The organism is Pseudarthrobacter humi, assembly GCF_024294965.1.
GTDB classification, from domain to species: Bacteria; Actinomycetota; Actinomycetes; order Actinomycetales; family Micrococcaceae; genus Arthrobacter; species Arthrobacter humi.
Genome location: NZ_JANCLV010000007.1, coordinates 191,198 through 202,946 on the forward strand (window position 1 = coordinate 191,198; position 11,749 = coordinate 202,946).

The 11,749-nt window shown below is 66.0% G+C and carries 9 protein-coding genes; 7 read left to right on the forward strand and 2 right to left on the reverse strand.

All coding sequences use genetic code 11. The features are described 5' to 3' along the window. Window positions 1-72 precede the first annotated feature (72 nt). From NFC73_RS12375 to NFC73_RS12400, 6 genes are all read left to right on the forward strand, one after another. Window positions 73-306: a hypothetical protein gene (locus NFC73_RS12375; RefSeq protein WP_254750600.1), complete on the forward strand. Its 234-nt coding sequence runs from the start codon at window positions 73-75 to the stop codon at window positions 304-306. A gap of 10 nt (window positions 307-316) precedes the next feature. After that, window positions 317-2,806, forward strand: a complete 2,490-nt coding sequence (locus NFC73_RS12380; RefSeq protein ID WP_254750602.1) for a helicase-associated domain-containing protein — start codon at window positions 317-319, stop codon at window positions 2,804-2,806. Between the two features lie 13 nt (window positions 2,807-2,819). Beyond that, complete coding sequence (locus NFC73_RS12385) at window positions 2,820-4,463, forward strand: DNA repair helicase XPB (RefSeq protein ID WP_141139555.1); 1,644 nt, start codon at window positions 2,820-2,822, stop codon at window positions 4,461-4,463. Between the two features lie 112 nt (window positions 4,464-4,575). Beyond that, window positions 4,576-5,289, forward strand: coding sequence for a response regulator transcription factor (locus tag NFC73_RS12390; protein ID WP_254750604.1), 714 nt, complete (start codon window positions 4,576-4,578; stop codon window positions 5,287-5,289). A gap of 2 nt (window positions 5,290-5,291) precedes the next feature. Next, entirely contained in the window at window positions 5,292-6,845 is a 1,554-nt protein-coding gene (locus NFC73_RS12395) for a sensor histidine kinase (RefSeq protein WP_254750607.1), read from the forward strand. 109 nt (window positions 6,846-6,954) lie between these two features. Further along, window positions 6,955-7,242: a WXG100 family type VII secretion target gene (locus NFC73_RS12400; protein WP_056347304.1), complete on the forward strand. Its 288-nt coding sequence runs from the start codon at window positions 6,955-6,957 to the stop codon at window positions 7,240-7,242. A gap of 20 nt (window positions 7,243-7,262) precedes the next feature. Here the strand turns inward: NFC73_RS12400 and NFC73_RS12405 are convergent, their stop codons facing one another. After that, window positions 7,263-8,321 carry an RNase H family protein gene (locus NFC73_RS12405; protein ID WP_254750609.1) on the reverse strand — a complete coding sequence of 353 codons (1,059 nt, stop codon included), beginning with the start codon at window positions 8,319-8,321 and terminating at the stop codon, window positions 7,263-7,265. A gap of 209 nt (window positions 8,322-8,530) precedes the next feature. Between NFC73_RS12405 and NFC73_RS12410 the strand changes: the two genes are divergently transcribed. Next, the gene (locus tag NFC73_RS12410; protein ID WP_254750611.1) at window positions 8,531-9,841 is read left to right on the forward strand and encodes an ABC transporter substrate-binding protein; all 1,311 of its coding nucleotides are present in this window, start codon (window positions 8,531-8,533) and stop codon (window positions 9,839-9,841) included. A 76-nt stretch (window positions 9,842-9,917) separates the two neighbouring features. Here the strand turns inward: NFC73_RS12410 and groL are convergent, their stop codons facing one another. After that, entirely contained in the window at window positions 9,918-11,546 is a 1,629-nt protein-coding gene (gene groL / locus NFC73_RS12415) for a chaperonin GroEL (protein ID WP_058929984.1), read from the reverse strand. Between the last annotated feature and the right edge of the window lie 203 nt (window positions 11,547-11,749).

Here is an 11,749-nt window from a genome sequence, read left to right on the forward strand (position 1 = left end):
GCGGCTGTGTGCCCGCCGCTCACGGCTGCCTGTGGCGGCACCACCGGCCGCCCGGCTGTTAGCGTTGCCTGCATGACACCCTCGCGATACCGGCGCCCACTGATGATCTGCGCAGCGGTTGTTGCCATGCTTTCCCTCGTGGCGGTGGGAGCCGTCATGGCGCTGGCCTTCGCAGGCACCGCTGCTCCGGCCTGGGTTACCGCCACTGCCCTGTACGGGTTGCCTGTTGCCTTCCTGCTGATGCTTTTCCTGGTGCTGGACAGCGTGGCGGGCCGGCGCCGGGCAGGAAAGTCCGGCGGGCGGTAACGTTGGACTGATGTCCCTTATCCGCGCTCTCAGCAAAGAACTGGAAGCACGCAGCGATGACTCGTTGCGGGCGCTCTTCGCAGCGCGGCCGGACCTTATGTCCCCTGCAGTTCCTGACTTTTCCGCCCTGGCCGCCCGGGCAAGCGCGCGGGTCAGCGTCCAGCGCGCGCTCGAGCGGCTTAACAGGCCACAGATGCAGGTGCTGGAAACCCTGCATCTGTGCACCAACACGGACACCGAACACAGCGCCTCGGCGGCGGGCATCCGGAAACTCATTGCAGGATCCACGGTGGCGGCGCTGGAACGCATCCTGGCCTCGCTCCAGGAACTGGCCTTGGTGCACCGGGCAGAGCCGCCGCATGGAACGGCTGTTTCGGGCCACCGGCAGCGCTACTACCTGCCGGTGGGAAGCCTCAAAGACGTGGTAGGAATCTATCCTGCGGGCCTCGGTCGCAGCTACACCGAACTGGTCAGGCTTCAGCCCGCGTTCGCCCAGCGTGTAGTCCAGCTGGTCGCCGAGCTGCACCGCAGCGGCGTCTCCATCCAGAACGCCACCACACCTATGGAGGCAGCCCTCGCCCTGCAGCATTGGACATCCTCACCCGAGGCGCTCAGCGCCGCTTTGGCCGGAGCCCCGGAACGCACGACGGCGCTGCTCGCCAAATTCCGCAACTGGGCCATGGGTGCCGTCCCCCAGGCGCAACGGAAAGCGTCGGTCTCGAACCAGGGCGCCGACGTCGGGCCCGTTGACTGGCTCCTGGCCCGCGGCCTCCTGGTCCCCCTGGACGCTGCGCATGTGGAACTGCCGCACAGTGTGGGGCTGTCCCTGCGCGGCGGCGCTATCATCAATGACTTCTCATTGTCCCCGCCGGTTCCGGAGCTGGGCAGCACCACCGCTGCGCTTCGCCGGAACGCGGCGCTGGGCGCCATCGCTGAAACCCTCCGGCTGGTGGGTGACCTCCTCCACGCCGTCCGCGAACAGCCGCTGGCCACTCTGCGCAGCGGCGGCGTCGGTGTCCGGGAAATGAAGCGGCTGGCCGAGACCCTGCGCATCGACCAGCACCGGGCGGGCCTGCTGCTGGAGGTCAGCGCCCTCGCCGGTCTGTTGCGCCTTGATGTGGACTCGTCTTCGTGGGTGCAGCCCCCGCAGCTGGAGTGGCTGTCCCTCCCCCGCCAGGAGCAGTGGCTGTGGCTGGTCAACGCCTGGCTCGCGAGCGAGCGTGTGCCCTCACTGGTGGGTCAGCCCGCTAACGGCCCCGGCGGCGTTCCCGCCGCGCACCGCGCCCTGGCGGGGAACACCGTAAATGCCCTTTCGGCAGAGGCGCAGCGGCCGGACGCCCCGGTGGTCCGGAAGCGGATCCTGGAAATCCTGGAGGAACTCACCCAGGAGGCTGCCGCTGCGGACGGCACGGCACCGGTCCTGGATGCTGCGGCCGTCCTCCAGCGGGCTGAATGGACGCAGCCGCGGATGGCCCGCCGGTTCAGTTCCCTGATCAGGGGTGTGCTCGCGGAAGCGGAGCTGCTCGGACTGATCGGCTCCGGTGCGTTGAGCCAGCTGGGCAGCGCCATTGCCGAAGACAACCCTGACGAAGCCTTGGGCATCCTGGGCGAGCATCTGCCTGCGGCACTGAACCACGTCCTGCTTCAGGCGGACCTGACCGCAGTTGCCCCGGGATACCTGGCTCCGGAGCTGGCCGAAAAGCTACTGGTGATGGCCGACGCCGAGGGGCACGGGCCCGCCACTATCTACCGGTTCTCCGCCAACTCGGTCCGGCGGGCGCTGGACGCCGGGCATGACGCGTCGAGCCTGCTGGAGTTCCTGCGTGAGCATTCGGCCACGGCCGTGCCCCAGCCCTTGGAATACCTGGTGGAGGACACCGCATCCCGGCACGGCCGGCTCCGGGTGGGAATGGCCGCCAGCTTTATCCAAAGCGATGACGAGGCAACCGTGCTGGAGCTGGCGGCGGAGTCCAAAGCGGCCGGCCTGGGGCTGGCCCGCATTGCGCCCACGGTCCTGATTTCCACCGCTCCGCCGCGGGAAACAGCCCAGGTCCTGCGCGGACTGGGCCTCTCGCCGTCGGTGGACCAGGCCGAGCCCGGAGTTGTCCGGCTCCGCCGCACCAACCATGTTCCCGGCAGCGCCCGCCCCGTCTATACGGCGCCGCGGACCGCACCCGCGGAGGACGACGTCGCCGCGCAGCTGGCCGTCCTGCGGAACAGGCGGGCCGAAGCCTCCGGAAACCACGCAGGCCCCGTGGCTGGCTCCGGCGAAGCTGCGACCCAGCTTGGGCTGGAAACGCTGCAACGGGCTATCCGGCTCAAGCAGCGCGTGAGCATGAACGTGGTGGACAGCCAGGGGAATTCCTGCCTGGAGACAGTTGTTCCCCTCTCCGTAAACGGCGGACGCGTCAGGGTCTTTGATCCTGCCAAGGAAACCGAGCGCGTGCTCTCCATCCACCGCATTATCGACATTGAGGCCGCAGAAGAACTGCGCCAGTGAAGGACTGCCCCGCGTGAACGACGGCCCGCTGATCGTCCAAAGTGACAAAACCATCCTGCTCGAAGTGGACCACGAACTGGCCACCGAGGCGCGCCACGCCATCGCCCCGTTCGCCGAGCTGGAACGCGCCCCGGAGCATATGCACAGCTACCGCCTGACGCCCCTTGGCCTGTGGAACGCACGCGCCGCCGGCCTGGACGCGGAGAAGGTCCTGGACACGCTGCTCAAATACTCGCGGTTCCCCGTGCCGCATTCGCTGCTGATCGACGTCGAAGAGACCATGTCCCGGTACGGGCGGCTGCGGCTGGAGAAGGACCCCCAGCACGGCCTGGTGATGCGCACGGACGACTACCCGGTGTTGGAGGAGGTCATCCGGGCCAAAAAAATCCAGCCCCTGCTGGGGCCGCGGATCGACGGCGAAACCATTGTGGTCCACTCCTCGCAGCGCGGCCAGCTCAAGCAGCTGCTCCTGAAAATCGGGTGGCCGGCGGAGGATCTGGCCGGCTACGTGGACGGCACCCCCCACCTGATCGCCTTGAACGAGAACGGCTGGAAGCTCCGCCCGTACCAGCAGCTCGCCACCGAGAATTTCTGGGCCGGCGGCAGCGGCGTGGTGGTGCTGCCCTGCGGGGCCGGCAAGACGCTGGTGGGTGCCGCGGCCATGGCCACGAGCTCCACCACAACCCTCATCCTGGTCACCAACACGGTGGCAGCCCGGCAGTGGAAGGACGAGCTGCTCAAGAGGACGTCCCTGACGGAGGACGAAATCGGCGAGTACTCGGGCGCGGTCAAGGAGGTCCGTCCGGTCACCATCGCCACGTACCAGGTCCTCACCACCAAACGCGGCGGCCTGTACCCGCATCTGGAGCTGGTGGACGGCCACGACTGGGGCCTGATCATCTATGACGAAGTGCACCTCCTGCCGGCGCCGATCTTCAGGATGACCGCGGACCTGCAGGCCCGGCGCCGGCTGGGCCTCACCGCCACCCTTGTCCGCGAGGACGGCCGCGAAGGCGAGGTCTTCAGCCTCATCGGGCCCAAACGGTACGACGCGCCCTGGAAGGACATCGAAGCCCAGGGCTACATCGCCCCCGCGGACTGTGTGGAGGTCCGCATTGACCTGCCCCGGGACGAACGCGTGGCCTATGCCATGGCCGAGGACGCGGACAAATACCGGCTGTGCGCCACGTCCGAGTCCAAGACCCTGATCGTGGAACAGTTGGTGGCCCGGCACCAGGGCGAGCAGCTGCTGGTGATCGGGCAATACATTGACCAGCTGGACGAGATCGGCGAGCGCCTGCAGGCTCCCGTCATCAAGGGCGATACGTCCGTCAAGGAACGGCAGAAGCTCTTCGATGCATTCCGGGCCGGCGACGTGAACACGCTGGTGGTTTCCAAGGTGGCCAACTTCTCCATCGACCTGCCCGAGGCCTCGGTGGCCATCCAGGTCTCCGGTTCCTTTGGGTCGCGGCAGGAGGAAGCCCAGCGGCTGGGCCGGTTGCTCCGCCCCAAGAAGGACGGCCGGGCGGCCCGCTTCTACTCGCTCGTGGCCCGTGACACCCTGGACCAGGATTTCGCGGCCAAGCGACAGCGCTTCCTGGCAGAGCAGGGCTATGCCTACCGGATCATGGACGCCAAGGATGTCGGCGCCGTCTAACGGCACCCGGTGTTCCTGTCCGGCGCTGGGATGGCCATGCCACGGCGGGCTCCCCATGGAACACCCACCATCCATCCAGAAAACTCACAGTTTCTGGGAGCATGATGGGAGCATGAAGAAGACCGGCCCAGAAGCCAAGCTGCTAGTTGTTGATGACGAGCCCAACATCCGCGAGCTGCTGTCCACCTCGCTCCGCTTCGCAGGCTTCGAGGTGGTCTCTGCCGCCAACGGCCGTGACGCGCTGGCCGCCGCCGAGCTCCACGCGCCGGATCTGGCTGTGCTGGACGTGATGCTGCCGGACATGGATGGCTTCACCGTCACCCGCAAGCTGCGGGCTTCGGGTAAACACTTTCCGGTCCTGTTCCTCACGGCGAAGGACGACACTGAGGACAAGGTCACCGGCCTCACAGTAGGCGGGGATGACTACGTCACCAAGCCGTTCAGCCTGGACGAGGTAGTGGCCCGCATCCGTGCCGTCCTGCGCCGCACGCAGCCCCTGCTCGACGACGACGACGCCGTGATCCGGGTGGACGACCTGGAGCTCGACGACGACGCCCACGAAGTGCGCCGCGGCGGCACCGTGATCGAACTGTCCCCCACGGAATTCAAGCTCCTCCGGTATCTCATGCTGAACCCCAACCGCGTGCTGTCGAAATCCCAGATCCTGGACCACGTCTGGGAGTACAACTTCAACGGCGACGCCTCGATCGTGGAGTCCTACATCTCCTACCTCCGGCGCAAGGTGGACCTTGATCCGGACGCACCGGCACTGATCCAGACCAAACGCGGAGTGGGCTACGTGCTCCGGACGGCAGAGAAGCGCTGACCTTGCTGCAGCGGTGGAAATCGGCCTCGTTGAGGTCCCAGCTGGTGGCCATGATCATGGCACTGCTGATTGTTGCGCTGACTTCAACCGGCGCCGGCACGCTCACGCTGCTGCACAGCTACCTCCAGGCGCAGGTGGATGACAAGCTGTACGCTGCCGTCGACCTCGCCAGCAAGCAGCGCTCGTTCACCCAGCTGCAGGCACCCACCAACCCGATGGTCCCCTCTGACTACTCGCTGATCCTTTACACCCCTGGTGAGAGCCCCCAGCTGTTGGGCGGCGATCCGGATGACCACCCCGACATCGCAACCATCTCCGTTGAGGACGCCCAGAACCGGGGAACCCGCCCGTACCAGGTCAGGGGCACGGACGGCCAGAACTGGCGGGTGGTGGCGGTGACCGTGCTCTATGTCGGCCGTCCCGCCGTCGTTGTCATCGGCTTGCCGCTGCAAAGCGTGGATGATGTCCTCAAGCACGCCACCCTGGTGGTCACCGGCGTCGGCCTGCTCACCCTGCTGTTGGCCTCCCTGATCGCCAGCTGGACCGTGTCCCGGTCATTCCGTCCGCTGGCCAAGGTGGAAAAGACCGCAGCCGCCATCGCCGCGGGCGACCTTTCCAGGCGTGTGGACGTCGAGAATCCCGGCACTGAAGTGGGGCGGCTCGGCAGCTCGCTGAACGCCATGCTGGCGCACATCGAGACGGCCTTTGCCGCCCGGACAGCCTCCGAAGGCAGAATGCGCCGGTTCGCGGCCGACGCCTCCCACGAGCTGCGTACCCCGCTCGTGACCATCAGGGGTTTCTCCGAGCTCTACCGCCACGGCGCGCTGGCCACCGACGAGGACGTGGCCACGGCCATGGGGCGGATCGAAAGCGAAGCCAAACGGATGGGCTCCATGGTGGAGGACCTCCTCCTGCTGGCGCGCCTGGACGAACAGCGCCCGCTACAGCAAAAGCCCGTTGACCTGCAGCTGATTGCCCACGATGCGGTGGTGGACACGCAGGCAAGCGACCGCTCGCGCCCCATCTCCCTGACCGGCCTTGGTGACAGCCCGGCCGCCGCCCCCGCGCCGGTGCTCGGTGACGAAGCAAAACTGCGGCAGGTGGTGGGTAACCTCATGGGGAACGCCCTGCGCTACACCCCGGACGGCAGCCCGATCGAACTAGCCGTCGGGGTCCGTGCCTCCGACGGCGGGCAGCCGCTCGCGGTGATCGAGGTCCGTGACCACGGCCCCGGCATCTCCGAAGAGGACGCATCCAAGGTGTTCGAGCGTTTCTACCGCGCGGACACGTCCCGGACGCGTGAGACCGGCGGCAGCGGCCTGGGGCTCGCGATTGTCGCGGCCATCGTGGGATCGCACGGGGGGTCCGTCAGGGTGGAAAAGACCGACGGCGGCGGCGCCACGCTGGTGGTCAGCCTGCCGGTCCGGGACGACGCCACCGATGAGGCTCACGCCGGGGATGACCACCTCGGGGAAGCCCACGCGGGCGCGACGGCCATGCAGGATGGCGATCCCCTGGACGGAGGCCACGGAGATGGCAAGGTTATCCACATATAGCCATCGAGCGTGGCGTGCGGGCAGTGCCCGTCCGTAGGCTCGCAGTAGTGGCCCGGAGCAGCCGGGCGGGCAGCAGATGCTGTCCCACTACTTCGAGAGGCAGCACGCCATGAGCATCATTTCCGTCGACACCGAACTCCTCCAGCTGAAGTCGGCCAACGTCAAGGCAACCGTGGACCGGATCAGCTCGGACGTCCAGGCCATGAAGCGCGGCCTGGACGAACTGCAGTCCACCTGGCGGGGCTCGGCTGCCAACAACTTCCAGGCCCTGGTGACCGAGTGGACACTCACCCAGGGCAAGGTGGAGGCATCACTGGCATCCATCAACATGGCCCTGGCATCAGCAGCATCCACCTACGCCCAGGCCGAGCAGGGCAACACCCAGCGCTTCAGCTGAGTCCCCAGCCGAAATGGCCTTTACGCCTCAGGCGTCCCCTGGCGGAACCGGAGCCGCCATCTGTTGCCGTCCAAGACCCACAGTGAGCTATGGAGAGCCGTGCCTGAGCGCGAATAGCTGCGGCACGTCAGCAGGATCGCGCTGGTGCCGATGCGGTCCGCACCCAGGATCTCCAGTTCAGTGTGCTGCACCGGTTCCTCTTCCAATGCCATCATCGTGGCGTCACGGGTCCATACCCTGCCCGAGGCTCCGATCTCCATAAAATCAGGGTGCAGCAGGACGCCCGTGCGGCCGATGTCGCCACGGATGTCGGGGCCCGACAACTCGCGTTCGAGGGCCTCGACGATCGCTTCGGGGATCATCTCGGCCCCGGCGGACTCCGACGGGATGAAGGAGTCGCTTTCCAGCTCGCTGAAGAGGTCCGGCTCCTCGTAGGGGCCTTGGTTGATAAGGACCTGGCCGTACGAGCCCTGACCGTCGAAGCCAGCACCGCCGGCAGTGGTGGCGGACTGAAGGCTGGCTGCAGTGGCGGCATCGGGGCCGGCCAGTGCGGCGCCGGCCCCAGGGCTGACGGCAACCCGGCTATCAGTTGCTGGGCCAACCGCTGTCGGGGCTCCCGCGAAGCCCGGGCCTGAACGCGCTGCCACACCCTGCTGGTACGCGGTGGCGGCTGCACGCGCGCGGACATCGGCTGCCTCATTGAGGTCGTGGCCTGCGTGGCCCTTGACCCATTCAAACGTGTATTTCCGGCCGGCGATTTCCCGGTCAAGTTCCTTGAGCAGCTCCACGTTCAGGACGGGTTTTCCGTCGGCCTTCCGCCAGCCCTTGCGTTTCCAGCCCGGCATCCACTTTGTGATGGAGTTGATCACGTACTGGCTGTCGCACAGGACCCTCAGGTCCTGCTCCGGGACATGGGCGGTGGCACGGAACAGATCCAGGACGGCCATCAGCTCGCCCTGGTTGTTGGTGCCGTGCGGCCATCCCCCGGCGCGCCAGCAGTCGTCGTTCACATACCAGGCCCAACCGGCCGGGCCGGGATTTCCTAGAGCCGAACCGTCGGCCGCTGCAGTAATTGTCACCTAACCATCCTGCCAGACAGCGCCGGCAACCGGTTCAGCCAGCATGCGGGAAACCGCTTACCGAAAAGCCTTGACGCCGAAGTCGAAGCGCGGCAGAATCGGAATCCTGGCCGGGAAAGCGCTTTCTCAGCTGAAGCTTCGCGCCGGCACCGACGCCGTCACGGGACACGCGCTGGGTGGACCTCCACCCGTTTGAGGAAGGCACATCAATGAAGATTCGGACCATTAGCCGCAGGAGATTCCAGTTCGGCGCCGTCGCCGTCGCTGTCTCACTGCTCGCCACAGGCTGCGGTGCACCCGCCGGCTCCAGCGAAAGCAGCGAAGTCACCCTGCGGTTCGCCTGGTGGGGCAACGAGTACCTCAACGCGCAAACAGAGCGGGTCATCGACGCGTTCGAGGCGGAACATCCCAACATCAAGATCGAATCCGAGCCGGGCGAATGGGCCAGCTACTGGGACAAACTGGCCACCACGACCGCTGCCAATGACGCACCGGATGTCATCCAGATGGACCAGAAATACATCGCCGAGTACGGCGGCCGCGGGGCGCTGCTGGACCTGGCCAAACAGGGCGGGATCGACACCTCCACGCTGGACAAGGAATCACTGGCGTCCGGCCAATACGACAACGCACAGTACGGGTTGAGCACCGGGAAGAACGCTTACGTCATCATGGCAAACACCAAGGTCTTTGAGGCAGCAAACGTGCCTGTCCCCGACGACACCACCTGGACCTGGGACGACTTCATGGACACCGCCGCGAAACTCAGCGCGGCCGGTGACGGGAAGAGCTACGGCGCAGCCTATGGCAGCAACGAGGCGGACCTCATCATCTGGCTTCGGCAGCACGGCGAGAACCTCTACTCCCAGGACGGAAAACTGGACTTCGACACCGCTACGGCCGCTTCGTTCTGGGAACGGCTGAAGGAACAGCGCGATTCCCAGGCAAGCCCGCCGGCCACGGTGGCCACTGAGGACTCCGGCGCAGGCCTTGAGGAGAGCCTGTTCGGCACCAACCGTGTAGGCATGGCCTGGTGGTGGACTAACCAGCTGGGATCGCTGGAAACCACCACGGGCAGCAGCATCAAGATGCTCCGGGCCCCCAGCCCCGACGGGCAGTCTGCGGACAACGGCATGTACTACAAGCCCACCATGTTCTGGTCCGCGTCCTCACGGTCCAAGCATCCGGAAGCCGCCGCAACCTTTATCAATTACCTGGCCAACAGCCCCGCGGCAGGCGCCATCCTTATGACAGACCGCGGAGTCCCCGGCAACTCCGGGATCGTCGAGGGCATCACACCGGCCCTCAAGCCGGCTGACACCACCGTGGTGGCCTTCCTGAAGGACATTGCGCCGGACATCGCCGACGCGCCTCCCGTCCCGCCGGTGGGTGCCGGCAGCGTCCAGAACGTCATCAAGCGGTTCACCGATGAAGTCCTGTACGACCGGCTGACTCCGCAGGCGGCCGCCGACGCGTTCAAGAAGGAAGTCGAAGGAATGCTGGCCACGGCCCGCAAGTAGCGCAAACAAATGCGGCCCCCTCCAGTGGAGGGGGCCGCATTATGGTTTGCGCGGAACGTGGTCCGGGCGCTGGGGACTAGAAGCCGCCCATACCGCCCATGTCGTCGCCGCCACCCATGGCCGGAGCGTTCTTCTCCGGCTTGTCGGCCACAACGGCCTCGGTGGTGAGGAACAGACCGGCAATGGAAGCCGCGTTCTGCAGGGCAGAGCGGGTTACCTTGACGGGGTCGTTGATGCCGGCAGCCAGCAGGTCGACGTATTCGCCGGTTGCTGCGTTCAGGCCGTGGCCTGCAGGCAGGCCGCGGACCTTGTCGACAACAACGCCAGGCTCGAGGCCGGCGTTGAAGGCGATCTGCTTCAGCGGGGCGTCGATGGCAACGCGGACGATGTTCGCACCCGTTGCTTCGTCACCGGTCAGGTTCAGGTTCGCGAACGCCTTGGCGCCGGCCTGGATCAGCGCAACGCCGCCACCGGCGACGATGCCTTCTTCAACAGCAGCCTTCGCGTTGCGGACAGCGTCCTCAATGCGGTGCTTGCGTTCCTTGAGCTCAACCTCGGTTGCGGCACCGGCCTTGATGACTGCAACGCCGCCGGCCAGCTTGGCCAGGCGTTCCTGCAGCTTCTCGCGGTCGTAGTCCGAATCGGAGTTTTCGATCTCGGCACGGATCTGGGAAACGCGGCCAGCGATCTGGTCGGCGTCGCCGGCACCTTCAACGATGGTGGTCTCGTCCTTGGTGACAACAACCTTGCGGGCGCGTCCCAGGAGTTCCAGTCCGGCGGTCTCCAGCTTGAGTCCGACTTCCTCGGCGATGACCTGGCCACCGGTGAGTACAGCGATGTCGGCCAGCTGGGCCTTGCGGCGGTCGCCGAAGCCCGGAGCCTTGACGGCAACGGACTTGAAGGTGCCACGGATCTTGTTGACGATCAGGGTGGCCAGGGCCTCGCCCTCGATGTCCTCGGCAATGATCAGCAGCGGCTTGTTGGACTGCATGACCTTTTCCAGGACAGCAACCAGTTCCTTGACGTTGGAGATCTTGGAGTTGACGATCAGGATGTACGGGTCCTCAAGGACCGTTTCCTGGCGCTCGGTATCGGTAACGAAGTACGCGGAGATGTAACCCTTGTCGAAGCGCATGCCTTCGGTGAGCTCGAGCTCCAGGCCGAAGGTGTTGGATTCCTCGACGGTGATGACGCCTTCTTTGCCCACCTTGTCCAGGGCTTCAGCGATCAGGGCGCCAATTTCGTCGTCACCGGCGGAGATGGAGGCAGTTGCCGCAATCTCTTCCTTGGTTTCGATTTCCTTGGCGGAGGCCAGCAGCTCAACCGTGACGGCCGCTACGGCCTTCTCGATGCCGCGCTTGAGGGACAGCGGGTCAGCGCCGGCCGCGACGTTGCGCAGGCCTTCCTTGACCAGGGCCTGCGCCAGCACGGTAGCCGTGGTGGTGCCGTCGCCAGCGACGTCGTCCGTCTTCTTGGCAACTTCCTTGACCAGCTCGGCGCCGATCTTTTCGTAAGGGTCGTCCAGCTCGATCTCCTTGGCGATGGAAACACCATCGTTGGTGATCGTGGGGGCGCCCCACTTCTTTTCGAGGACGACGTTGCGTCCACGCGGGCCGAGGGTGACCTTGACGGCGTCGGCGAGGATGTTCAGGCCCCGCTCAAGACCGCGGCGTGCCTCTTCATCAAATGCAATGATCTTGGCCATAACGGCAGTAGTCCTTTCGGGACAGTCGTTAAGAATGAACCTCACTGCAGTGCCCGCGACGGACGATCCTTCACCGGCGGCCTCTGTATGCCGCGGCTGGGGATCTCACTCCAGCTAGGTATTTCTCTCGCTCCACGACCGCCGCCAAGCCCCGATTCCGGTCAAACCGGACGTTGCTTTAGCAGTCGGTACGTATGAGTGCT

What these genes read in the sequence shown, in the direction of transcription:
- NFC73_RS12410 (WP_254750611.1), top strand. Translation starts at nt 8,531, where the DNA reads ATGAAGATTCGGACCATTAGCCGCAGGAGATTCCAGTTCGGCGCCGTC.
- NFC73_RS12390 (WP_254750604.1), top strand. Translation starts at nt 4,576, where the DNA reads ATGAAGAAGACCGGCCCAGAAGCCAAGCTGCTAGTTGTTGATGACGAG.
- NFC73_RS12380 (WP_254750602.1), top strand. Translation starts at nt 317, where the DNA reads ATGTCCCTTATCCGCGCTCTCAGCAAAGAACTGGAAGCACGCAGCGAT.
- groL (WP_058929984.1), bottom strand. Translation starts at nt 11,546, where the DNA reads ATGGCCAAGATCATTGCATTTGATGAAGAGGCACGCCGCGGTCTTGAG.
- NFC73_RS12375 (WP_254750600.1), top strand. Translation starts at nt 73, where the DNA reads ATGACACCCTCGCGATACCGGCGCCCACTGATGATCTGCGCAGCGGTT.
- NFC73_RS12400 (WP_056347304.1), top strand. Translation starts at nt 6,955, where the DNA reads ATGAGCATCATTTCCGTCGACACCGAACTCCTCCAGCTGAAGTCGGCC.